The organism is Pseudomonas sp. NUPR-001, from assembly GCF_052147955.1.
In the GTDB taxonomy this organism is placed as follows: Bacteria; Pseudomonadota; Gammaproteobacteria; order Pseudomonadales; family Pseudomonadaceae; genus Aquipseudomonas.
This window is the reverse complement of sequence record NZ_CP197353.1, coordinates 2,578,486-2,599,378: the sequence shown is the minus strand read 5'-3', so window position 1 is coordinate 2,599,378 and position 20,893 is coordinate 2,578,486. Positions and strand designations below refer to the sequence as shown.

At 62.2% G+C, this 20,893-nt stretch carries 26 protein-coding genes; 15 read left to right on the top strand and 11 right to left on the bottom strand.

Annotated features, from left to right (window positions below; translation table 11 throughout):
• Window positions 1-20: 20 nt before the first annotated feature.
• On the bottom strand, window positions 21-224 hold the full coding sequence (locus ACP6KB_RS11860; RefSeq protein ID WP_442113908.1) for a tautomerase family protein: 204 nt from the start codon (window positions 222-224) through the stop codon (window positions 21-23).
• A 19-nt stretch (window positions 225-243) separates the two neighbouring features.
• Window positions 244-984, bottom strand: coding sequence for an SDR family NAD(P)-dependent oxidoreductase (locus ACP6KB_RS11855; protein ID WP_442113907.1), 741 nt, complete (start codon window positions 982-984; stop codon window positions 244-246).
• Window positions 985-1,111: 127 nt separating this feature from the next.
• Between ACP6KB_RS11855 and ACP6KB_RS11850 the strand changes: the two genes are divergently transcribed.
• The 3 genes from ACP6KB_RS11850 (at window position 1,112) to ACP6KB_RS11840 (ending at window position 3,830) form a co-directional block, all read left to right on the top strand.
• Window positions 1,112-2,020 (top strand): LysR family transcriptional regulator, encoded by a 909-nt coding sequence (locus tag ACP6KB_RS11850; RefSeq protein WP_442113906.1) that lies wholly within the window; start codon window positions 1,112-1,114, stop codon window positions 2,018-2,020.
• Window positions 2,021-2,120: 100 nt separating this feature from the next.
• Window positions 2,121-3,008 carry a YghX family hydrolase gene (gene yghX / locus ACP6KB_RS11845; protein WP_442113905.1) on the top strand — a complete coding sequence of 296 codons (888 nt, stop codon included), beginning with the start codon at window positions 2,121-2,123 and terminating at the stop codon, window positions 3,006-3,008.
• A 102-nt stretch (window positions 3,009-3,110) separates the two neighbouring features.
• Window positions 3,111-3,830 carry an SDR family NAD(P)-dependent oxidoreductase gene (locus tag ACP6KB_RS11840; protein ID WP_442113904.1) on the top strand — a complete coding sequence of 240 codons (720 nt, stop codon included), beginning with the start codon at window positions 3,111-3,113 and terminating at the stop codon, window positions 3,828-3,830.
• A gap of 33 nt (window positions 3,831-3,863) precedes the next feature.
• Here ACP6KB_RS11840 and ACP6KB_RS11835 read toward each other — a convergent pair whose 3' ends face one another.
• Window positions 3,864-4,124, bottom strand: a complete 261-nt coding sequence (locus tag ACP6KB_RS11835) for a DUF1652 domain-containing protein (RefSeq protein ID WP_442113903.1) — start codon at window positions 4,122-4,124, stop codon at window positions 3,864-3,866.
• Window positions 4,125-4,411: 287 nt separating this feature from the next.
• On the opposite strand from ACP6KB_RS11835, the gene ACP6KB_RS11830 reads away from it, so the two are divergent.
• Entirely contained in the window at window positions 4,412-4,639 is a 228-nt protein-coding gene (locus ACP6KB_RS11830) for a DUF6555 family protein (protein ID WP_442113902.1), read from the top strand.
• Window position 4,640: 1 nt separating this feature from the next.
• On the opposite strand, the gene ACP6KB_RS11825 is transcribed toward ACP6KB_RS11830, so the two are convergent.
• The 4 genes from ACP6KB_RS11825 to ACP6KB_RS11810 form a co-directional block, all read right to left on the bottom strand.
• Window positions 4,641-5,558, bottom strand: a complete 918-nt coding sequence (locus tag ACP6KB_RS11825; RefSeq protein ID WP_442113901.1) for a DNA-3-methyladenine glycosylase family protein — start codon at window positions 5,556-5,558, stop codon at window positions 4,641-4,643.
• A gap of 92 nt (window positions 5,559-5,650) precedes the next feature.
• A complete protein-coding gene (gene ycaC / locus ACP6KB_RS11820; RefSeq protein WP_442113900.1) occupies window positions 5,651-6,277 on the bottom strand; it encodes an isochorismate family cysteine hydrolase YcaC in 627 nt (208 codons plus the stop codon).
• A gap of 54 nt (window positions 6,278-6,331) precedes the next feature.
• Window positions 6,332-7,018 (bottom strand): hydrolase, encoded by a 687-nt coding sequence (locus ACP6KB_RS11815; RefSeq protein ID WP_442113899.1) that lies wholly within the window; start codon window positions 7,016-7,018, stop codon window positions 6,332-6,334.
• A gap of 87 nt (window positions 7,019-7,105) precedes the next feature.
• On the bottom strand, window positions 7,106-7,996 hold the full coding sequence (locus ACP6KB_RS11810) for a pirin family protein (protein ID WP_442113898.1): 891 nt from the start codon (window positions 7,994-7,996) through the stop codon (window positions 7,106-7,108).
• A gap of 99 nt (window positions 7,997-8,095) precedes the next feature.
• Here ACP6KB_RS11810 and ACP6KB_RS11805 point away from each other — a divergent pair, with 99 nt between their 5' ends.
• Window positions 8,096-9,001 (top strand): LysR family transcriptional regulator, encoded by a 906-nt coding sequence (locus ACP6KB_RS11805; RefSeq protein WP_442113897.1) that lies wholly within the window; start codon window positions 8,096-8,098, stop codon window positions 8,999-9,001.
• A gap of 50 nt (window positions 9,002-9,051) precedes the next feature.
• Here ACP6KB_RS11805 and ACP6KB_RS11800 read toward each other — a convergent pair whose 3' ends face one another.
• The 4 genes from ACP6KB_RS11800 to ACP6KB_RS11785 all read right to left on the bottom strand — a co-directional run bounded on the left by ACP6KB_RS11800 (window position 9,052) and on the right by ACP6KB_RS11785 (window position 12,166).
• Window positions 9,052-9,927, bottom strand: coding sequence for an alpha/beta fold hydrolase (locus ACP6KB_RS11800; protein WP_442113896.1), 876 nt, complete (start codon window positions 9,925-9,927; stop codon window positions 9,052-9,054).
• A 16-nt stretch (window positions 9,928-9,943) separates the two neighbouring features.
• On the bottom strand, window positions 9,944-10,564 hold the full coding sequence (locus tag ACP6KB_RS11795) for a LysE family translocator (protein WP_442113895.1): 621 nt from the start codon (window positions 10,562-10,564) through the stop codon (window positions 9,944-9,946).
• Between the two features lie 250 nt (window positions 10,565-10,814).
• Window positions 10,815-11,405: a 2-hydroxychromene-2-carboxylate isomerase gene (locus tag ACP6KB_RS11790; RefSeq protein ID WP_442113894.1), complete on the bottom strand. Its 591-nt coding sequence runs from the start codon at window positions 11,403-11,405 to the stop codon at window positions 10,815-10,817.
• Between the two features lie 29 nt (window positions 11,406-11,434).
• Entirely contained in the window at window positions 11,435-12,166 is a 732-nt protein-coding gene (locus ACP6KB_RS11785) for an SDR family oxidoreductase (protein ID WP_442113893.1), read from the bottom strand.
• Between the two features lie 91 nt (window positions 12,167-12,257).
• Between ACP6KB_RS11785 and ACP6KB_RS11780 the strand changes: the two genes are divergently transcribed.
• From ACP6KB_RS11780 to ACP6KB_RS11735, 10 genes are all read left to right on the top strand, one after another.
• Window positions 12,258-12,812, top strand: a complete 555-nt coding sequence (locus ACP6KB_RS11780; protein WP_442113892.1) for a TetR/AcrR family transcriptional regulator — start codon at window positions 12,258-12,260, stop codon at window positions 12,810-12,812.
• On the top strand, window positions 12,799-13,395 hold the full coding sequence (locus ACP6KB_RS11775) for an eCIS core domain-containing protein (RefSeq protein ID WP_442113891.1): 597 nt from the start codon (window positions 12,799-12,801) through the stop codon (window positions 13,393-13,395). The genes ACP6KB_RS11780 and ACP6KB_RS11775 overlap by 14 nt, the downstream gene beginning before the upstream one ends.
• A 92-nt stretch (window positions 13,396-13,487) precedes the next feature.
• Window positions 13,488-14,534, top strand: coding sequence for a class I SAM-dependent methyltransferase (locus tag ACP6KB_RS11770; protein ID WP_442113890.1), 1,047 nt, complete (start codon window positions 13,488-13,490; stop codon window positions 14,532-14,534).
• A 162-nt stretch (window positions 14,535-14,696) separates the two neighbouring features.
• Complete coding sequence (locus ACP6KB_RS11765; protein ID WP_442113889.1) at window positions 14,697-15,368, top strand: GntR family transcriptional regulator; 672 nt, start codon at window positions 14,697-14,699, stop codon at window positions 15,366-15,368.
• Window positions 15,369-15,497: 129 nt separating this feature from the next.
• Window positions 15,498-16,430: a 4-hydroxyproline epimerase gene (locus ACP6KB_RS11760; protein WP_442113888.1), complete on the top strand. Its 933-nt coding sequence runs from the start codon at window positions 15,498-15,500 to the stop codon at window positions 16,428-16,430.
• A complete protein-coding gene (locus ACP6KB_RS11755; protein WP_442113887.1) occupies window positions 16,427-17,542 on the top strand; it encodes an NAD(P)/FAD-dependent oxidoreductase in 1,116 nt (371 codons plus the stop codon). Before ACP6KB_RS11760 ends, ACP6KB_RS11755 begins: the two co-directional genes overlap by 4 nt.
• Window positions 17,535-17,771: a (2Fe-2S)-binding protein gene (locus ACP6KB_RS11750; protein ID WP_442113886.1), complete on the top strand. Its 237-nt coding sequence runs from the start codon at window positions 17,535-17,537 to the stop codon at window positions 17,769-17,771. The genes ACP6KB_RS11755 and ACP6KB_RS11750 overlap by 8 nt, the downstream gene beginning before the upstream one ends.
• Entirely contained in the window at window positions 17,768-19,024 is a 1,257-nt protein-coding gene (locus ACP6KB_RS11745; RefSeq protein WP_442113885.1) for an FAD-dependent oxidoreductase, read from the top strand. The genes ACP6KB_RS11750 and ACP6KB_RS11745 overlap by 4 nt, the downstream gene beginning before the upstream one ends.
• Window positions 19,025-19,079: 55 nt before the next feature.
• A complete protein-coding gene (locus ACP6KB_RS11740; RefSeq protein WP_442113884.1) occupies window positions 19,080-19,829 on the top strand; it encodes a helix-turn-helix domain-containing protein in 750 nt (249 codons plus the stop codon).
• Between the two features lie 240 nt (window positions 19,830-20,069).
• Window positions 20,070-20,888, top strand: a complete 819-nt coding sequence (locus ACP6KB_RS11735) for an ABC transporter substrate-binding protein (RefSeq protein WP_442113883.1) — start codon at window positions 20,070-20,072, stop codon at window positions 20,886-20,888.
• Window positions 20,889-20,893 lie beyond the last annotated feature (5 nt).

Sequence of the window (20,893 nt, the reverse complement as noted above, 5' to 3'; positions counted from 1 at the left end):
AACCCGGGCACCCGGCGAACTTACTGGCCCCGTTGACGCAGCGCCGTCACCGTTTCACCACCAACGCCCCAATTGTCGGTCGGCACCTCCTCGATCACCACAAAGGTCGAGGCCGGTGGTTTGTTCAGCACCTGATGCAACAACGCGGTGGTGCCTTCGATCAGCGCGCGCTTCTGCGCCGCGCTGACGCCTTCCTGGGTGACACGAATATGCACATAAGGCATGACTGTATGCTCCGCTTGCTTACCAGACACCGGTGGCTGAACCACCGTCCACGGCGATAACGGTACCGGTGACGAAACGAGCGTCGCTCAGGTACAGCACCGCATCGACCACATCTTCAGGGGTACCGATCTGCCCGGTCGGGGCCAGGGCCTTGAGTGCCGCGCGGGCCTGCGGATCGTCGCCATGCAGCGGGGTATCAATGATCCCCGGGGCCACGGCGTTGACCTGTACCTGTGCCGGTGCAAGCTCCAGTGCCAGCGCCCGTACCGCTTGGTTCAAGCCGCCTTTGATCAGCACCGGCAACAGCGCTGGCACCTTGCGGTTCGGTTGCAAGGCAATCGAGGCGGTGATGGCAATGATCTGCCCCGCGCCATTGCCACTCATATGCCGTGCGGCTGCCTGGGCCGGATAGACAAACCCTTTGAGGTTGGTGTCGACCATGGCCTGGAGGTCACTCGGGGTGTAATCGGTCACCGGCTTGGCAATGAAAATCCCGGCATTGCTGACCAGCACATCGACCTTGCCGAAGGCTTCAATCGCCTGCGCAAACAGCTTCTCGGCCGTTTCCGGCAGGGAGATGTCGCCTGCTACCAAGAGAAAATTCGGTGGATTGCCGAGTTTGTCTGCCGCCTCCTGCAAACGCGCCAGGGTGCGCGCATTGCCCACCACATTGTCGCCGCGCTCCAGGTAAGCCTTGGCGATAGCAAAGCCCAGACCACTGGAAGCGCCCGTGACGATTACTGTTTTGCTGCTGTGCATGATCAAGTCCTCCAAAGGGCCCGGCGGTAAGCCGGGTAACTGGAGCTCACTGTAATTGGCAATCCGCACTTGAAAAATACTGCGCATGGAACTTGAATAGATACTCCATGTAATCAATAGAGCCCCCATGACGCGCCTTTTCGACGATGTGCAACTGGGCAGTATCGAGCTGTTCTGCCTGGCCGCTGAAACCAGCAGCTTCACTGCCGCGGCCGCCGAGGCAGGCGTAACGCCCGCAGCGGTCAGCCGTTCGATTGCGCGGCTGGAAGAGCGCCTGGGGGTGCGGTTGTTCGTGCGCACCACCCGCCAGGTGCGTTTGACCGACGCAGGGCGGCGTTACTTCGAACAGTGCCGTCAGGCGCTAACGCAACTGGTGGATGCCGAACGTGAGATCACCGGATCACAGATGGAGCCTTCCGGGTTGCTGCGCATCAGCATGCCGACGCCGTATGCGCACTACCGATTGCTGCCGCGCCTGGCGCTGTTTCGCCAACGCTATCCGCAGGTGCGCATCGACGTCCACGTCAGCAATCGCAACATCGACTTTGCCGACGACGGCTTCGACCTGGCAATCCGCGGGCGCGCACCTGCCGACTCCAACCTGATAGCCCGGCGCCTGGAAGAGGCCGAGCTGGTGGTGGTAGCAACACCCGAGTACTTAAGCCGGGCAGGCACGCCAAAAACACCGCAGGACTTGTGCGACCACGAGTGCATCCAATTCCAACTGCCCAGCAGCGGTCGAGACAGCACCTGGTCATTTCGCATTGATGGCAACACCGTGGAAGTCCCCACCCGCGGCAGCTACACCTGCCTGGAAGACTTTCTCGCCACGGGAACCCTGGTGAAAAGCGGAGCCGGGCTGATGCAGGCCTATCGCTTCACCGTGCAACAGGAACTGGACAGCGGGCAACTGCTGGAGGTGCTGCGCGACTACGGCGGCACCTCCCGACCGTTCATGCTCATCTACCCGCATGCGCGGCATATCCCGTTACGCGTCAGAGCAATGATTGATTTCCTCCTGCCCGCGGCCCCGTAGGAGCGGGCTTGCACCGCGATAGCGGTTTATGTCATATCACCACACCACCGCTCCTACAGTGCTTTAATGAACCAGACCCGGTTCTTCAGAGCACACGCCCATGCCACGTCTCACCGCCAAAGACTTCGCCCCTGAACTGCTGGAACTCTACGATTTCTATGCCCACGGCCGCATCAATCGCCGTGAGTTTCTCGACCGCGCCGCGGCCTTCACCCTGGCCGGGATGAGCGCCAGTGCCCTGCTCGCCTCCTTGAGCCCGAACTACGCACTGGCGGTACAGGTACCGGCCAACGATCCGGAGATTCTCGCCGCCTATATCAACTACCCATCGCCCAAAGGTCATGGTCAGGTGCGTGGCTATCTGGTACGCCCCGCCAAGGCCGAAGGCAAACTCCCGGGCGTAGTGGTGGTGCATGAAAACCGTGGGCTCAATCCCTACATCGAAGATGTCGCCCGACGCCTGGCCAAGGCCGGCTTTGTTGCTTTGGCACCCGACGGCTTGAGTTCGGTGGGCGGTTACCCCGGCGATGACGATAAAGGCCGCGAACTGCAGGCCGGGGTCGATCCGGAAAAGCTCATGAACGACTTCTTCGCCGCCCTCGAATGGCTGATGAAAAACGATGCCACCACCGACAAAGTCGGGATCACCGGCTTTTGCTACGGCGGCGGTGTGGCCAATGCGGCAGCGGTGGCCTACCCCGAGCTCGCAGCAGCCGTGCCGTTTTATGGGCGCCAGCCCGAGGCCAAGGATGTGCCGAAAATCAAGGCGCCACTGCTGTTGCACTACGGCGAGTTGGACACCCGTATCAACGAAGGCTGGCCCGCGTATGAGCAAGCGCTGAAGGCCGCCGGTAAAACCTACGAAGCCTATTTCTACCCGGGGGCCAATCATGGCTTTCATAACGACACCACACCACGTTACGACGAGGCGGCAGCGAAGCTCGCCTGGGAGCGCACGTTAGCGTGGTTCCGGCGCTATCTGGTGTAAACGCCAAAAATACACACCCAGATACAATCGCCCTTTTGCCAAGCCCTCGCCCTTCTGTTGGCATGCTCGCTTTCTACAGCAAGCCAGGTCAGGAGACAGGCGATGAAAACCATGGTGGTAGGCGCCAGTAAAGGCTTGGGTCGGGCGTTGATCGAGGGATTGGGCGATGCGGGTGACACACTGATCGGCGTGTCACGCCAGCGCCCCGAAGGCCTGGTAAGCCAAGCGGGTGTGCAGGTGCAGTGGATCGAGGCCGACCTTGCCCAGCCCAGGCAAGCGGTAACGCAGCTGCAGCAGGCCCTGGACGGCCAAGCACTGGACACGCTGATCTACAACCTGGGCATCTGGGAAGCCCAGGCCTTCACCGCTGCTTATGACTTTCTCAGCGATGACGACGCGCAGATCGAAGCCATTGTCAGCTGCAACATCAGCGCCCCACTGCTGTTGATCAAGCGCCTGCTACCAACGTTGTTGCAAAGCAACCGACCGCGGATCATCCTCACCGGTTCGACCTCCGGTCTGACCCAAAGCGGCCGTCCGGAAGTGGCCTTCGGCGCCTCGAAGTTCGCCCTGCGCGGCATTGCCGACGCCCTGCGTGAAGGCTACCGCCAGCATAACCTGGGCGTCACCTGCCTGAACCTGGGCTACCTGAACACCGACGACCCCTTGACCAGCCCGCGCGAAGTCGCGGCGCAGCAGGGTAACGGCGAGCTGATCCCGGTACACGATGTGGTTCAGGTGGTGCGTATGGCCTTGAGCCTGTCGTCGGCGAGTTTTGTCCGAGAACTGACCCTGCCGGCAATCCGCGATGAGCGTTTCTGAGCGCTGGTAGCCTTTCCTCGCTCACCCCATCAGTTATGAGCCGAACGGTGTCTGGGCATGCCCCAGACGCTGTTCCTCGCGCACCTGCGCCACCAATGCCGCCAACTCGTGACAACTGGTCAGGCTGTGGATGCGCACACCACTGACGGTGTAACAGTTGCTCATGTTGTCGCCCTGCCCCAATTGAATGGTCAGATGCTCATCGTCTGTGCAGGCCACCACGCAGCGATCAGGCAAAAACGCCTGCTCCAACAGCTGGCACAACTCAAGATTGGAAACGCCAATCAATGACATGGTGCAGTCCTCATGGGTGACTGACTCAGCTGCTCAGTAACTACCGAGCACGCCTTGGCGGCCAATTGAAATTACTGATGTTGCGCCGTTTACCTCATGCAGCGCAGCAATCAGCCTGGGAGATACCTCAGCTGAGCCTGCCTGGCACGATGAAGTTCAAGTCAGGCTGGCACACGGCAGATGAACGGCGATTGCAATCCGATTGAATTTTCTCGGCCCTGCACAACTCATTACCACCATGGAAGGAAGGATTCTGCTCACTGCGCTCAGAGGAAGTGTTAAGCCTTATGAATAACGCAAAACTTTTCGTCATCGACTACGCCCTGCACGGTGAACCCAAGTCGTTCATTATTCGCGCCGAATCCATGGACAATGCCGAGGCCTGGCACTGGGCAAGTTGCGACGCGGGGGTGGGCCGTATCGGTCGTTACGGGCGCGAAAAGGTGAAAAAAATCAGCCAGCCCCTGGCAGAGCGTTATGGCATCACCGAAGTGAAGTGGCGCCCGTCACGTTGATTCAACTCAACGACGTCCACAGGTGTTGGGCAGCGTAGGCACGCCACGGGCTCCAGGCCCGCGCGCGCTCGGCCAATTGCGCATCGGGGCCTTCAAGCAGACGTAACGCCTTGATCAAGACCAGATCGCTCACCGGCATGGCATCGCTGGCGCCTAGCTGACGCAGCGCCAGGTATTGCGCGCTCCACGGGCCGATACCGGGCAATTGGCACAAGCGCTGCACCCACTGCGCCAGGTCCGCGTTGGGGGTGAGCAATTGCGGGTCGTCCAGCAAGGCGCGCGCCAGGGTCGATAGGGTTCTGGCGCGCGAACGCGGCATGCCCAACACGCTGAGATCTTCCTCGACCAACGCAGCTGGTGTGGGAAACACATGGGTCAGGCCCGCCACATCACCGACCGGCGAAGACAGCGGCTGGCCATAACGCTGTACCAGGCGAGCGGCCAGGGTCATCGCCCCGGCAACACTGATTTGCTGACCCAGCACCGTGCGCATGGCCTGTTCGAAAGCGTCCCAGCCCTGCGGCACACGCAACCCCGGACGCGCTGCGATCAGTCTGGCCAGCAACGGATCGCGGCGCAGATGCGCCTCGATCGGCGCCAAGGGGGCATCGAGATCGAACACCCTGCGTACGTTGGCGATCAAGCCCGGCAGCGCTGCTGACGGCACACCGAAAACAGTCAACTTCAAACGCTGCCCACGCGCCTGGCGAACCTGAATGAGCGCGTGGCGCCCCTGCAGCACCACCGTGCGCGTGTACACCCCAGCCTGCACCGTTTCGATACCGGCAATACAGCGGGCAGACAAAAACCCCAGCAGCGAAGGCCAGTGCAACGGCGGTTGATAGCTCAACCAAAAGGACAACGGCTGGCCGCTGCGCACACTGCGCCGGTAACCGTACAGGGCAGGAACGTGGTTCATTGCGCAATCATCGCCTGAAGGCTGCTGCGATGCCATAGAAACGACGACAGCCGGGCTGCACAGGCAGCCCGGCCGGCGGTCACAGCCCGGTGTTATTTACCGTTGGTGAGGGTGTTGTAGCTGGTGATCAGGTTACGGTAGTCCGGGATGTGGTTGGAGAACAAGGTACCCAGGCCTTCGATGTCGTTACGCCAGTCGCGGTGCAGCTCGCAGGCCAGACCGAACCAGGTCATCAATTGCGCGCCCGCTTGCGACATGCGATCCCAGGCCGAGTCACGGGTCAGTGCGTTGAAGGTACCGGAGGCATCAGTCACCACGAACACATCGAAGCCTTCTGCCAGGGCCGACAGCGCCGGGAAGGCTACGCACACTTCAGTCACCACGCCGGCGATGATCAGTTGCTTCTTGCCAGTGGCCTTGACGGCTTTGACGAAGTCTTCGTTGTCCCAGGCGTTGATCTGGCCAGGACGGGCAATGTACGGCGCGTCCGGGAACTGTGCCTTGAGCTCTGGCACCAGCGGGCCATTAGGGCCGGTTTCGAAGCTGGTGGTGAGGATGGTTGGCAGTTTGAAGTACTTGGCCAGGTCACCGACGGCCAGCACGTTGTTCTTGAATTTGTCCGGGTCGATATCACGCACCAGCGACAGCAGACCGGTCTGATGGTCAACCAGCAGGACTGCGGCGTTGTCCTTGTCCAGACGAACGTAGGGTTTGCTCATGGTCTAACTCCTTGCGTTGGTAAACCGGTGCTCTGAAGCACCGGTAAGGGTGAATCAGCGAGTGGAATCGAGTTGTTCTTGCTCAGTGACTACCTGCTGTGCCTTGAGGTAGCTTTCAATCAGTAACTGGTAGTGCGGGAATACTGCACTATAGGCCTCAGCCCACTGTTGTGCGTCGGCACGGTTCCAGGTGCGCTGTACTTCCGAGCACACCGCGGCGGTGTCCATCGGTACCACGCCGGCCTGCATGATGCGCGCCAGGGTGATCTCCTGCGCCATCTTCGAATAGGTGCCGCTGGCATCGATCACCGCGAACACCTGGTAACCAGCGTTGGCCGCACTGATGCTCGGGAAGGCCATGCACACACTGGTGATGGTGCCGGCGATAATCAGTTGCTTCTTGCCGGTGGCCTCGACTGCCTTGACGAATTCGTCATTGTCCCAGGCGTTGATTTCACCTTTGCGTGCCACGTACTTGGCATGAGGTGCCGCTTCGTGGATTTCCGGAATCAGTGGGCCGTTGGGACCTTGAGGCACCGACGCAGTGGTGATGACTGGAATGTTGGCCAGGCTAGCGATCTTGGCCAGGGTGACGGCATTGGCCCGCAGCTCGGTCATCGGCATGTCCTTGACCGTCTGGAACAGGCCGCTCTGATGGTCGATCAGCAGCATCGCGGCGTTATCAGGGTCGATACGCGGGACCTGGCCATTGAAGTTGGCAACGTTGGCAAATGTACTCATGACACATTCTCCTTGAGGTCGGGCTGCAAGTTGTGCTCGCAGCCTAAGGTAGCGGCCGCCCAAAAGACGGCCTTCGGGGTTATCAGACTAGTTGTCGTGACGCGCGCCGCCCGCCCCACTCATCTGGCCAAAACGGCCGGCGTGAAAGTCGTCGAAGGCTTCGGCAATTTCGGCTTCGCTGTTCATCACGAAGGGGCCATAGCCAACGATCGGCTCGTCCAATGGCTCACCACTGAGCAGCAGCACCGACACTTCGGTTTGCGCTTCCAGCACCACCTCGTCACCGGCACGATCGAACAGCACCAGTTGCGCCGGCCCTACCGCCCGCTCGCCATTGACCAGCAGCTTGCCGCGCAGCACCACCAGTGCCGTGCTACGCCCTGCAGCGCTGGGCAAACGCACCGGTGCGCCAGGTTTGAGCTGCACGTCCCAGACATCCATCGGCGTGAAGGTCTGTGCCGGGCCTTTATGGCCGCGATACTCACCAGCAATGACCCGCAGCGAACCGCTACCCGCGCCCAAGGGCACAAGCGGAATATCGCTGCTCAGCAGGGTCTGGTAACCGGCAGGCGCCAATTTGTCTTTGGCCGGCAGGTTGACCCACAACTGCACCATCTCCAGGGTGCCGCCCTTGGCGGCGAAGGCTGGCGAATGGAACTCTTCATGCAGGATGCCGTTGGCTGCGGTCATCCACTGCACATCGCCCGGGCCGATCAGGCCACCGGCACCGGTCGAATCGCGGTGCTCCACTTCGCCCTGGTAGACGATCGTCACCGTTTCAAAACCGCGGTGTGGGTGCTGACCAACGCCACGACGGGCGCTGGTCGGGGTGAAATCATGCGGACCGGCATAGTCGAGCAGCAGGAACGGGCTGATGTGCTGGGCCAAGTTGTCATAGGTGAACAGGCTGCGAACCGGGAAGCCATCGCCGACCCAGTGCGGGTTGGGGCTGCTGTAAACGCCTTGGATCTTTTTCATGAGATGTCTCCTCTCGTGGATGGCTATAACCATACGAGCGCAACGACATCGGCGGTAGATCGGTTAAACTGCCCTCAGCGTTCCATATGGAGAACACTGATGGAAGACCTCAACGACCTTTACTATTTCGCCCAGGTAGTCGATCACGGCGGCTTTGCCCCTGCTGGCCGCGCCCTGGACATGCCCAAATCAAAACTCAGCCGGCGCATTGCCGGGCTGGAAGAACGCCTTGGCGTGCGCCTGATCCAGCGCTCGACCCGGCACTTTTCGGTAACCGAAATCGGCCAGGCGTATTACCGTCATTGCGTGGCGATGCTGGTCGAAGCCGAAAGCGCCGCCGAACTGATCGAGCGTAACCGTGCCGAACCGCAAGGCATCGTGCGCCTGAGCTGCCCCACGGCGCTGCTGAACTTCTGGGTCGGCGACATGCTGACGCGCTTCATGGTCCAGTGCCCGCTGGTGCAATTGCACATCGAAAGCACCAACCGTCAAGTCGATCTGATTCAGGAAGGCATCGACATCGCCTTGCGCGTGCGGGTACCACCGCTGGAGAGCAGCGACCTGGTGATGAAAACCCTGGCCCACAGCACCCAGTGCCTGGTCGCTGCGCCAGCGCTGCGTGAGCGCCTGCCGGCGCGCCCGGTACCGGCCGACCTGGCAGCCCTGCCCAGCATGCACTGGGGCAAACCGCAGCGTGACTATCACTGGGAGTTGGTCGGGCCGGACGAGGTCCGAGCCAGCGTGCGCTACCAGCCGCGGCTGGTCACCGATGACCTGATGGTGCTACGTCAGGCGGCGCTGGCCGGGGTTGGTGTGGTGCATGTGCCGCTGGTGGTAGTGCGCGACGAACTGGCCAGCGGCAAACTGGTGCGCGTCACCCCCGACTGGGCACCGGAGTGCGGCCTGGTCCACACCGTGTTCGCCTCGCGGCGCGGGCTGCTGCCGGGGGTGCGCAGTTTGCTGGACTTTCTTGCAGCCGAGTTTGCGGCTAGCGATATTGCTTGAAGTGCCGGGCAGGCTGCTGACTAACCAGCCCCCCTGCCCGGCCCTGACGATCACTGCGCCAGCAAGAACGCCTGCACCTGCTCACTGCAGGACGCAGGATCTTCCTGCATAAAACAATGCCCACCCGCCACCTGCAGCGCTGTCACCTGCCGATTGCTCTGTGCCCAGCGCTGCACCGACTGCGGTACGAAGGGATAGGTGTGCTCGCCATACAGCACCAGGGTCGGTGTTTGCACCTGGGTCAGCGATGCCCACATGCGCCGGGGAAACGAGCTGAAGATCTCGACCTCGCGGCTGGGGCGGCATTTGAGCACCACGCCTTCCCCGCAATCACCGATGGCGTGGTCGATATAGGACTGCAGCGCCGACTCGCTCCAGCCCTTGAAGATGCCGCGGCCTTCCAGCGAGGCGCGTGCCGCACTGCGATCAGGCCAGTGACTGCGGCGCGTGGCGGCCTTGCGCGCCAGGGCGTGACGACGGTGCAGGCCCACTAACGCGGCGGCGCCCATGATGCCCATCATCGAGCGACTGAACAGCACCGGGTCGAGCAACACGGCACGTTGAAACAATTGCGGTTGTTGCGCCAGCATCAGCGCCGTCAGTACACCGCCAAAACTGTGGCCGACGGCAAAGCGCGGCACATCCGGATACTCTGCACGGCCGGCCTCGAACGCTTCAATTGCCAGTTCTGCGGTACGGTTCCAGCCTTGAAACGGGCCGCCATGGTCACTGTCGCCATGGCCTTGCACATCGCACAGCCACAGGTCGAAGTGCTCGGCCAGACGTGCCAGCAGCGGCTGGTACGCCAGGCAACAAAAGCCATTGCCGTGAAGAAAATGCAGCAGCGGTTTACCGCTGGCGGCGGTGCGCCAACCGCGTAAGGTGAAGCCGGCACTTGTGTCGTGGGACCAGGGAATCAACTGCATGTGCCAGCGCACTCATTCAGGAAAAGCTCGATTCTACAAACAGCAACGGGTAAAGCGAAATCACCAGCAATGCCGCCATCAAGACATTGAACAGCATCAACCAACGCGGGTTCTGCAGCACGCTGCGCAGTGCGCTGCCAAACATCACCCAGACGCACACGCTGGGCAGGTTGACCAAGGCGAACACCGTGGCGATGACAATCACGTTGGTGACATAGCCCTGGGCTGGCGTGTAGGTGGTGATAGCCCCCACCGCCATCACCCAGGCTTTGGGATTGACCCACTGGAACGCCGCCGCCCCCCAGAAACCCAAGGGTTTACGACTTTCAGGATTGCTCACCGACAAAGGTCCGGAGGTGGCAATTTTCCACGCCAGGTACAGCAAGTAGGCGGCACCGACATAACGCAGCACGGTGTAGATCGGCGGGTAAGCCTTGAACACTTCACCCAGGCCAAAACCCACTGCCAGCACCATGACCATGAAACCGACACTGATACCCAGTGCATGCGGAATAGAGCGACGCACCCCGAAGTTCACCCCGGAGGCCAGCAACATGGTGTTGTTGGGCCCCGGAGTGATCGAGGAGACAAAAGCGAACAACACGAAAGCGGTTATCAGGTCGAGTGAGCTGAGCATGGCGGGTGTTCCAACAGTTACAGGGCTGTCATGACACTAGGGTCTGTCTGAAAAGCATTGAGACGAAGGTCAGGCAAGGCGAAAACAGCCGAGGAAGCGGAGTTTACGGGTTGAAAATGAGCATTCCGAGGCTGTTTTCAACGCAGCATCACCGAGTCTCAAGGCTTTTCAGACAGAGCCTAACGGAGCGCTGCTTCGACCCGACCATACAGTTAGTGAAAATAAAACCGTCACACTTGCCGTTACCGCTTCAGGCCAACGCCTCGCTGACAAACTCCAGACGGTCCTGCCCGAAGAACATCTGCTCGCCGACAAAAAACGTCGGTGCGCCAAAGGCGCCGCGGCGCACGGCTTCTTCGGTGGCCTCCTTGAGTGCCGCCTTGACCTGCGGGTCGGCGCTCCACGCCAGGTACTGCTGCGGATCGAAACCCGCCTGCTGCAGCACCGCCGCCAATTCCTCCGGCGCTGCGAGGTTGCGCTGCTGCGCCCACATCGCCGGGAATACGGCATTGAGGTAGGCGTCGAAACGCTCAGGCTGGAACAGCTGCACCGCCAGGGTGCCGCGCATCAGGTGCAGGGTGTTGATCGGAAAGCCCGGTGGAAATGCCAGGGTCACGCCATAACGTTTGGCGTAGCGTTGAAAGTCGGCGAACACATAGCGTGCCTTGGCCGGCACCATCGCCGGTGAAGCATTGCCGGTCGCCTGGAACACCCCGCCCAGCAACATCGGCCGATACACCAGCTGCGCATCAAGGCGCTCGCACAGGCTCGGCAACTGGGTCCAGGCCAGGTAGCTGGCCGGGCTGCCGAGGTCAAAGAAAAACTCAACGGTCTTGCTCATCGATCAATGTCCTTGTTGTGATGAAAGGCTTACCAGCGTTCGATCCACGGCCGCAGGTCGAGCTCGAAGGTCCAGGCATCCCGTGGCTGGGCATGCAGGAACCAGTAGCTGTCAGCAATGTGCGCAGGGTCGAGAATGCCATCCTGGTCTTTGAGCGCGTAACGCTCGGGGAAGCTGTCACGGATGAACGCGGTATCGATAGCGCCGTCTACCACCACATGGGCGACATGGATGTTACGCGGCCCCAGCTCACGGGCCATGCTCTGTGCCAGTGCGCGGATGCCGTGCTTGGCCCCGGCAAACGCGGCAAAACCGGCAGCGCCGCGCAAGCCGGCAGTGGCGCCGGTAAACAGAATCGTGCCGCGCTCACGGGTCACCATGCGCCGGGCGACGGCCTGGGCGGTCAGGAAACCGGCGAAGCAGGCCATCTCCCAGATCTTGAAGTACTTGCGCGCGGTCTCATCGAGAATGCTGCACGGCACGTTGGCCCCGATGTTGAAGACAAACGCCTCAATCGGGCCAAGGGTGCTTTCGATCTGCTCGACCAGCGCGCTGACCTCGTCTTCCTTGCGCGCATCGGAGGCGAAACCATGGGCTTCAAAGCCCTCGGCGCGAATCTCGTCCACCAGCGGCTGCAGCTTGTCGGCGCTGCGTCGGGTGACACAGGCGATATAACCCTCCCTGGCAAAACGCTTGGCAATCGCACCGCCCGTTGCATCACCGGCGCCCACCACCAACACCACTTTGTTGTTCTGAGTCATCCATCGCCTCCATTGGTAAACGATCATTTAGTAAACGAACGCTATGCTATGATCCAGGCTTCGTCAAGCCAGTGATACGGAGCAGGTCGGCGTGCGTTACTCCACCACCCATAAAGAGCAAACCCGGCAAAAGCTGCTGGAAAGCAGCGGCGCCCTGGCCAAGCGTGGCGGCTTCAATGCCACCGGCGTGGCCGGGTTGATGAAAGCCATCGGCCTGACCGGCGGCGCCTTCTACAACCACTTCCCCTCCAAGGATGACCTGTTCACAGAGGTGGTGCGCCGCGAGCTGTCGCTCAGCCCCATGGCCCAACAGCCGATGAACCGCCAACGCCTGGAACGCTGCCTGGACCAGTACCTGAGCCTGGCGCACGTGCACAACCCTGAAGGCGGCTGTGCCATTCCGGCCCTCGGTGCCGAGATTGCTCAGGCGCCGGTGGCAGTGCGTGAAGAAGCTGAACACTGGCTGCGCACCCTGCAACGCGCCTGGGCCGAAACCCTCGACGATGCCGACCTGGCCTGGGCGCTGCTCAGCCAGTGTGTGGGTGCGCTGGTGATCGCGCGCATGCTGGCCAACGAATCGAGCCAGCAGGAAGTGCTCAGCGCCTCCCGTGAATTCCTTGCCGGAGCCTTGCATGAGAGGCCGTAACGCGCTGTTGCTTGGCCTTGCCCTGCTCGCGCCACTGCCAACCCTTGCGGCCTGCCCGGTGGGCCAGTATGAGATCTGCCTGGGCAGTTGCATCTGCTCGCCGATTGACCCAGGCCAGGCGGGCATCATGCTTGACGACCTCGGGCGTATGGCCAGCAGCTCGCTGGCCGTCGCCCTGCAGCAGGCCCGCGACACTGCAGCGGCCAGCGATGTGCTACCAATCCCGCTGCACATCCGTGCCCAGCTTGAGCCCTACTACGACTTCCAGGTGCTGGATGCCGCACGCTACAAGGTAGGCGACCAGCAAGCGCTGGACAGCGCCAACGCGCTGCTGCAGAACCCTGATGTGAATGCCGTGACCCTGATCGACATCATCGTGTTTCGCAACCAGGCCGACGCTGAAGATAACGTCGCCCTCTGGGCCCACGAACTGCACCATGTGCAGCAGTACCAGCAATGGGGCGTGGCAGAGTTCGCCCGGCGCTACTCACGCGACTTCGACGCAGTCGAAGCACCGGCCTACGAGATCCAGGCCAAGGTCAGCAAAGCCCTGCGCGAACGCGCCTCCGGCCAGGCGCGCTGAACTAAACTTAACAATTGCCCCCAAGACATGGCCGAGGTCGCCGCACCCGTGGCGACCCCGTTGACGTTGGACTTCGCACAGGAGCACACGCAATGGACGAAGCCAAGCTGCAAGATTTCATGGGAAAGCTGGTAAACGACATGGGCGCTGCTGCCCTGCTCGCCAACCTGATCCTCGGTGATGAACTGGGCCTGTACCGGGCGATGGCCGACAGCCAGTTCATTACCCCCGAACAACTCGCCGACAAGACCGGCTGCAATGCCAGACTGCTGCGTGAGTGGCTCAGCGCCCAGGCCGCATCGGGCTACATGGAACACCACAATGGCCAGTTTCGCCTGCCCGAGGAGCAGGCCATGGCCCTGGCCATCGAAGACTCGCCGGTGTATGCCGCCGGCGGCGCGTCGGTGATTGCCGCGCTGTATCACGACAAAGACAAACTGGTGGCGGCCATCCGCGGCGACGGCGCCCTGCCCTGGGGCGATCATCATCCGTGCATGTTCAGCGGTACTGAACGCTTTTTCCGCCCAGGCTACCGTGCCAACCTGGTCAGCCAGTGGCTGCCGACACTCACAGGTGTGGTCGACAAACTCACCGCCGGAGCCAAAGTCGCCGATGTTGGCTGTGGTCACGGCGCCTCCACGGTGATCATGGCCCAGGCCTTCCCCGCTTCACGGTTCATCGGCTATGACTACCATGCGCCCTCGATCACCGTGGCCAGCCAACGCGCCAGCGAAGCCGGCGTGAGCGAGCGCGCGCAGTTCGTCAAAGCCAGCGCCAAAGATTTTCCCGAGCATGACTACGACCTGATCTGCTACTTCGACTGCCTGCACGACATGGGCGACCCGGTGGGTGCTGCGCGGCATGCCTACAAGGCACTGAAGGCCGATGGCAGCGTACTGCTGGTCGAGCCTTACGCCGGTGACAGTCTGGATGCCAACTGCACACCGGTGGGCCGTCTGTTCTATGCCGCGTCCACCTTCATCTGCACGCCCAACTCGCTGTCGCAGGAAGTCGGCCTGGGCCTGGGGGCACAAGCGGGCGAAGCGCGCCTGCGTGCCGTGTTTGAAGAAGCCGGCTTCCGCCAGTTCCGACGGGCAACCCAGACGCCCTTCAACCTGATCCTGGAAGCCCGCAAATAATGCCCGTTCGCGGGGCCAGTCATAACGCCGCAGCGCTCTGTAGGCGCTGGCTTGCCCCGCGATGACAACCTGACAATCAGCGCCCAACCGCCGGGCAACTACGGCACCGGAAATCGTCAGTTTCGTATACCATATCCACAAATCATTTCGGACGACACCGCCGTGACCGTACCTCGCCTCAACGCCCCGGACTTGGGCAACACGCCTTCGACCTCGGAAATCATCACCCGCCATCTGCGTGATGCAATCATCGCCGGGCACTTCGCTGAAGATGAGGCCATCCGTCAGGACGACATCGCCCGCCAGTTCAACGTCAGCAAAATCCCGGTGCGCGAGGCGCTCAAGCGCCTGGAGGCCGAAGGATTGGTGATGTTCCAGCGCAATCGCGGTGCGATGGTCACACGCCTGTCTGAACCTGAGCTGGCGCAGATGTTCGAAGTGCGCATGCTGCTCGAAGACAAAGCCCTTCGCCTGGCCATTCCGAACATGACCGAAGCGACGTTCACCCGCGCCGAGCGTATCTGCCAGGAATTCGTCGGCGAGAACGACGTTGGGCGCTGGGCCGAACTCAACTGGGAACTGCACGCCTGCCTGTACGAACCGGCGCAGCGACCATTTCTGGTGAACATGATCCGTTCAGTGAACGACAAACTGGAGCGTTACCTGCGTATGCAGATGAGCCTGTCAGCGGGCAAGGAGCGCGCAGATCACGAGCACCGCGCGATCCTCGACGCCTGCCGGGCCAAAGATGTCGAACGTGCCGTTGCGTTGCTCGACGAGCACATTGCCGGCGTTTGCAAGACCCTCTTCGAGCACCTCCCCCACACACGGTAGGCGCGGGCCAAGCCCGCGCGTTGCCCCTCTGTGCTGATTTCGTCATTCACACAGCATAAAGGCATCAAGCCTACCCCCCGGGAACAGGCCACGCTGTCGTTCACCTCCCCGAACGGACCCGGCCTGCCTATGAAACGCATCACCGTGATCGACTCCCACACCGGCGGCGAACCCACCCGCCTGGTCACTGACGGCTTTCCCGACCTAGGCAGCGGCACCATGGCCGAACGCCGTCGGCAACTGGCGCAACACCACGATCAATGGCGTACCGCGTGCATCCTGGAACCGCGCGGCAGCGACGTGCTGGTTGGCGCGTTACTGTGCGAACCGGTAGATCCCAAGGCATGTGCCGGGGTGATTTTCTTCAACAACACCGGCTACCTGGGCATGTGCGGCCACGGCACCATCGGCCTGGTGGTATCACTGGCGCATCTGGGCCGGATCGGGCCTGGCGTGCATGACATCGAAACCCCGGTCGGCACCGTACAGGCGACCTTGCACGACGACCACTCGGTGAGTGTGCGCAACGTGCCTGCTTACCGTTACCGCAAAGACCTGGCCCTTGAGGTGCCGGGTATTGGTCGGGTGGTTGGCGACGTGGCCTGGGGCGGAAACTGGTTCTTCCTGATTGCCGACCACGGCCTGGCACTGGCAGGCGATAACATCGATGCCCTCAGCGCCTACACCTACGCCGTGCAACAAGCCCTCGACGATCAGGGCTTTCGTGGCGAAGACGGTGGCCTGATCGACCATATCGAACTATTCGCCGACGACCCGCAGGCCGACAGCCGCAACTTTGTCCTGTGCCCTGGTAAGGCTTACGACCGCTCCCCCTGCGGCACAGGCACCAGCGCCAAGCTCGCCTGCCTGGCGGCCGACGGTAAGCTACAACCCGGTCACGTGTGGCGTCAGGCGAGTGTCATTGGCAGTCAGTTTGAAGGTACCTACGAGCGCGACGGTGAGCGCATCATACCGACCATTCGCGGCCGCGCGCACATCAGCGCCGAAGCCACGCTGATCCTGCAGGAAGATGATCCGTTCGCATGGGGTATTGGCTTGTGAGCGTTGACGCCGCAGCCGATTTGATCGTGATCGGTGCCGGAATCATCGGCGCCGCTTGCGCGCAAGCACTGGCCGCACGGGGGCTGCGCGTACTGGTACTGGATGCCGGGCTGCACAGCGCCACCGCCGCAGGGATGGGCCACCTGCTGGTACTTGATGACAATGCTGCGGAACTGGCGTTAAGCCAATACTCGCTGCAACGCTGGCGTGAACTGGCGGTGCACTTGCCCGAGGCCTGCGCCTACCGTAACAACGGCACCCTCTGGCTGGCCGCCAACGCTGAAGAAATGGCCGTGGCCGAACACAAGTTCAGCGTGCTGCAAGCACAGGGGGTGGCCTGTGAGCTGGTAGCCGGCGGCGCCCTGCGCCAGCGCGAACCGGCGCTGCGCGAGGGCCTTGCCGGTGGTCTATTGATCACAGGTGACGGCATTCTTTACGCCCCGGCCACTGCCCAATGGATGCTGCAGTCGCCGCGCATCGAACAGCGCCAGGCAAAGGTCTGTGCCGTACAAGACAATCGTGTGTGCCTGGAAGACGGCACGTGGTTACGCGCCGATGCGGTCGTTCTGGCCAACGGCATCCAGGCCACTGAGTTGTGTCCGGAACTGCCGATTGAAGCCAAGAAAGGCCACCTGCTGATCACCGATCGTTACCCCGGCAGTGTGACCCATACCCTGGTGGAACTGGGCTACGTGACCAGCGCCCATAACGCCAGTGGCCCGTCCACAGCCTGCAATATTCAACCGCGCCCGACCGGCCAGTTGTTCATTGGCGCCTCACGCCAATTCGGCACCCTCGACCCGGCTGTAGAAGGCTGGATGCTTGCGCGCATGCTCAAACGCGCAACCGAGTACATGCCGGACCTGGCACAGTTGAATGCCATTCGCGCCTGGACCGGCTTTCGCGCCGCCAGCCCCGATGGTCTACCCCTGGTGGGCCGTCACCCGCACCACCAAGGCCTGTGGCTTGCAGTGGGCCACGAGGGGCTGGGCGTCACCACCGCCCCGGCCAGCGCTGATTTGCTGTGCGCACAGCTGTTCAACGAAACGCCGCCGTTGGCGGCCCACGCTTATCTGCCAGCGCGTTTCCTAGGAGCACTCGCCCATGCCTGAACTGATCCTCAATGGCCGCCCGCTGCAAGTGCTCGACGGCACCAGTGTGGCCGCCGCACTGACGCTCGGCGGCGACGGCTGCTCACGCACCTCGGTGGCCGGCCAGCGGCGCGCACCGCTGTGCGGCATGGGCATTTGCCAGGAGTGCCGGGTGACTGTCGATGGTCACCGGCGACTGGCGTGCCAAACCCTGTGCCGTGAGGGCATGCAGGTGCAGACATGGCCATGAGCGAACACACCAACCTGTTGATTATCGGCGCCGGCCCCGCCGGGCTGGCGGCGGCACTGGCCGCCGCGCCTGCAGCCACGCGCATCATCCTGCTCGACGACAACCCGCAAGTGGGCGGCCAGATCTGGCGAGACGGCCCGCAGGCCTCGCTGCCCGTTGCCGCCCGCCGGATGCGCGAGCAGGTCTTGGCCTGTGCCAATGTGTACTGCTACAGCGGCACCCGGGTGATCGCCCGATCGGCCTCAGATGCCTTGCTGGTGGAAGATGCCGAGCGTGGTTGGCAGATCCGCTACGACCGGCTGATTCTGTGCACGGGAGCCCGCGAACTGTTGCTACCGTTTCCCGGCTGGACGCTACCCGGAGTCACTGGCGCAGGGGGACTGCAGGCACTGATCAAGGCCGGCATGCCAGTGAGCGATCAGCGTATTGTCATCGCCGGTAGCGGCCCCCTGCTGTTGGCCAGCGCCGCCACCGCCAAACACATGGGTGCCCAGGTGGTGCAGATCGCCGAACAGGCTTCAGCGCGCGCCGTCGCCGGTTTCGCCACACAGTTGCCGCGCTGGCCGGGCAAACTGCTGCAAGCGGCCAGCCTGTTCGATCGGCGCTACCGCACGGCCAGCCACGTCCTGGCCGCACTGGGTACCGAACGCCTGGAAGGTGTGCGGCTGAAACTCAATGGCAAGGTGGTGGAGCTCGCCTGTGAACGCTTGGCCTGCGGTTTCGGCCTGATTCCCAACACCCAGCTCGCTCAGGCCTTGGGCTGTACTGTGGCTGATCAGGCGGTGCATGTCGATTGCTGGCAGCAGACATCACAGCCCGGCATTTACGCCGCCGGTGAATGCACAGGATTCGGTGGCAGTGAGCGCGCCTTGGTGGAGGGCGCCATTGCCGGTTATGCGGCGGTTGGCGATCGTCGCCAGGTGCAGTCCTTGTGGCGCCGCCGCAACCGCTGGCATGCATTTGCCAAGGTGCTGAACCGCGCCTTCACACTCGACCCGGCACTGTCGCAGCTTGCGACGCCCGAGACCCTGGTGTGCCGCTGTGAAGACGTCCCCTACGCCGCCCTCGCCGGCCACCGCAACTGGCGCGATGCCAAGCTTGCCAGCCGCTGTGGGATGGGCGCCTGCCAGGGCAGGGTCTGTGCCGCGGCGACCGCGCACCTGTTCGGTTGGCAAACGCCAGCACCACGCCCGCCCTTCAGCCCGGCACGGATCGAAACCCTGCTGTGCCTGGAGCAATCACACGACGCTTGAGCGCAAGAACGGGGGCGCACTATGATCATGCTGGTCGCCCCCGGAACGTCAGTGAATGCACGCCACGCTCAACCAATTCGCGCCCTGTGATCTGCCGACGTTGCTCTGCGGTCTGCGCAGCATTGCGCCGCTGCTCGACACCCTCAACGATGTCGTGTTCTTCATCAAGGACTGCGAGGCGCGCTACGCCTTCGTCAACCACACCCTGGCCCGGCGCTGCGGCCGCCAGCACGGTGAACAACTGCTCGGGCTGACTGCCGAGCACGTCTTCCCCGCGCGCTTCGGCCCGCTCTACACCGAACAGGACCGCCGCGTACTGAGCAGTGGCCAAGAGCTGGTCGACCAGCTGGAACTGCACCTTTATTTCGGCAACCAGCCGATCTGGTGCCTGACCCACAAGCGTGCGCTCAAAGATGGCGACGGCAACATCGTTGGCCTCGCCGGTATCTCCCGCGACCTGCAACTGCCACAGTCCAATCACCCGGCGTTTGCTAAACTCGCCGCCGTTGATACCCACATCCGCAGCCATTTCGCCCGCCCCATCAGCCTTGCCGAACTGACTGCCATCGCTGGGCTTTCCGTCGCGCAACTGGAGCGCCAGTGCAAGCGCATCTTCCAGCTCACGCCACGGCAGATGATCCACAAGGCGCGGCTCGAAGAAGCCTCGCGCTTGCTGCAAGACCTCAGCCTGCCGATCACCGAAATTGCCCTGCGTTGCGGCTACACCGACCACAGTGCCTTCAGCCGCCAGTTCCGCGCCCTCACCGGGATTTCCCCGAGCCAGTTCCGCGACAGCCAACACTGAGTGTTCCGTTACCGGGCGCCCCGCGTCGACAGTGCTCCGATTTGTAACACCAGCCCGGCACTCGCCTGTTGAGGATAAACCTCAGGCAACCAAGCGCCTTTCCGACAGCCGCCCTAGCCCACGGGCTGACATTTAATTGCTCCTGAAAGTCGAAAACAGGCACATCCATTGCTATAACAAATATCGTATACGAAATCTTCAATACGATATCTAACAGCACCCACACGACACGAGGCCTCTATGAAAAACTGCACATTTGCCGTAGCCCTCAGCGCTGTTCTCAGTACCACCTTTATCGCTAACGCCCAGGCCGACAAACTCGACGACATCATCGGCTCTGGCAAACTGCGATGCGCAGTCACCCTAGACTTCCCGCCGATGGGGTTTCGTGACGAAGCCAACAAACCCGCAGGCTTCGATGTGGACTACTGCAACGACCTGGCGAAAATCCTCGGTGTCGAACCAGAAGTCGTCGAAACCCCCTTCCCCGACCGCATTCCGGCGCTGATTTCCGGCCGTGCCGACGTTATCGTCGCGTCCACCTCCGACACGCTGGAACGGGCCAAGACGGTCGGCCTGACGGTACCGTACTTCGCGTTCCAGATGGTCGTGCTGACCCGCGACAACACCGGCATCAACAGCTTCGATGACCTCAAAGGCAAGGCGCTGGGCAATACCAGTGGCACCTACGAAGCCATTGCCCTGGAAAAAGATGTGAAGAATTGGGGCAACGGCAGCTTCCGCGCCTACCAGTCGCAAAACGATACCCTGCTGGCGGTAGCCCAGGGCCACATCGACGCCACGGTAGTGACCAACACCGTCGCCGCCGCGACCCTCAAGTCGGGCAAGTACAAGAACCTCAAAGTCGCCGGCAACGCGCCGTATGTGATCGATTACGTGTCGTTGGGCGCCAAACGCAACGAGTACGGTCTGCTGCGTTACCTCGACCTGTTCGTCAACCAGCAAGTACGCACCGGGCGCTACAAAGAACTGTTCACCAAGTGGGTGGGCACCGACATCGCCCCGACCGACCTGACCGTGCCCCAGGTCTACTACTGAGGTGC

Bases quoted from the DNA above. Each gene is read 5' to 3' on its own strand.
- ACP6KB_RS11860 (WP_442113908.1), bottom strand. From the start codon at position 224: ATGCCTTATGTGCATATTCGTGTCACCCAGGAAGGCGTCAGCGCGGCG.
- ACP6KB_RS11855 (WP_442113907.1), bottom strand. From the start codon at position 984: ATGCACAGCAGCAAAACAGTAATCGTCACGGGCGCTTCCAGTGGTCTG.
- ACP6KB_RS11850 (WP_442113906.1), top strand. From the start codon at position 1,112: ATGACGCGCCTTTTCGACGATGTGCAACTGGGCAGTATCGAGCTGTTC.
- yghX (WP_442113905.1), top strand. From the start codon at position 2,121: ATGCCACGTCTCACCGCCAAAGACTTCGCCCCTGAACTGCTGGAACTC.
- ACP6KB_RS11840 (WP_442113904.1), top strand. From the start codon at position 3,111: ATGAAAACCATGGTGGTAGGCGCCAGTAAAGGCTTGGGTCGGGCGTTG.
- ACP6KB_RS11835 (WP_442113903.1), bottom strand. From the start codon at position 4,124: ATGTCATTGATTGGCGTTTCCAATCTTGAGTTGTGCCAGCTGTTGGAG.
- ACP6KB_RS11830 (WP_442113902.1), top strand. From the start codon at position 4,412: ATGAATAACGCAAAACTTTTCGTCATCGACTACGCCCTGCACGGTGAA.
- ACP6KB_RS11825 (WP_442113901.1), bottom strand. From the start codon at position 5,558: ATGAACCACGTTCCTGCCCTGTACGGTTACCGGCGCAGTGTGCGCAGC.
- ycaC (WP_442113900.1), bottom strand. From the start codon at position 6,277: ATGAGCAAACCCTACGTTCGTCTGGACAAGGACAACGCCGCAGTCCTG.
- ACP6KB_RS11815 (WP_442113899.1), bottom strand. From the start codon at position 7,018: ATGAGTACATTTGCCAACGTTGCCAACTTCAATGGCCAGGTCCCGCGT.
- ACP6KB_RS11810 (WP_442113898.1), bottom strand. From the start codon at position 7,996: ATGAAAAAGATCCAAGGCGTTTACAGCAGCCCCAACCCGCACTGGGTC.
- ACP6KB_RS11805 (WP_442113897.1), top strand. From the start codon at position 8,096: ATGGAAGACCTCAACGACCTTTACTATTTCGCCCAGGTAGTCGATCAC.
- ACP6KB_RS11800 (WP_442113896.1), bottom strand. From the start codon at position 9,927: ATGCAGTTGATTCCCTGGTCCCACGACACAAGTGCCGGCTTCACCTTA.
- ACP6KB_RS11795 (WP_442113895.1), bottom strand. From the start codon at position 10,564: ATGCTCAGCTCACTCGACCTGATAACCGCTTTCGTGTTGTTCGCTTTT.
- ACP6KB_RS11790 (WP_442113894.1), bottom strand. From the start codon at position 11,405: ATGAGCAAGACCGTTGAGTTTTTCTTTGACCTCGGCAGCCCGGCCAGC.
- ACP6KB_RS11785 (WP_442113893.1), bottom strand. From the start codon at position 12,166: ATGACTCAGAACAACAAAGTGGTGTTGGTGGTGGGCGCCGGTGATGCA.
- ACP6KB_RS11775 (WP_442113891.1), top strand. From the start codon at position 12,799: ATGAGAGGCCGTAACGCGCTGTTGCTTGGCCTTGCCCTGCTCGCGCCA.
- ACP6KB_RS11770 (WP_442113890.1), top strand. From the start codon at position 13,488: ATGGACGAAGCCAAGCTGCAAGATTTCATGGGAAAGCTGGTAAACGAC.
- ACP6KB_RS11760 (WP_442113888.1), top strand. From the start codon at position 15,498: ATGAAACGCATCACCGTGATCGACTCCCACACCGGCGGCGAACCCACC.
- ACP6KB_RS11750 (WP_442113886.1), top strand. From the start codon at position 17,535: ATGCCTGAACTGATCCTCAATGGCCGCCCGCTGCAAGTGCTCGACGGC.
- ACP6KB_RS11745 (WP_442113885.1), top strand. From the start codon at position 17,768: ATGAGCGAACACACCAACCTGTTGATTATCGGCGCCGGCCCCGCCGGG.
- ACP6KB_RS11740 (WP_442113884.1), top strand. From the start codon at position 19,080: ATGCACGCCACGCTCAACCAATTCGCGCCCTGTGATCTGCCGACGTTG.
- ACP6KB_RS11735 (WP_442113883.1), top strand. From the start codon at position 20,070: ATGAAAAACTGCACATTTGCCGTAGCCCTCAGCGCTGTTCTCAGTACC.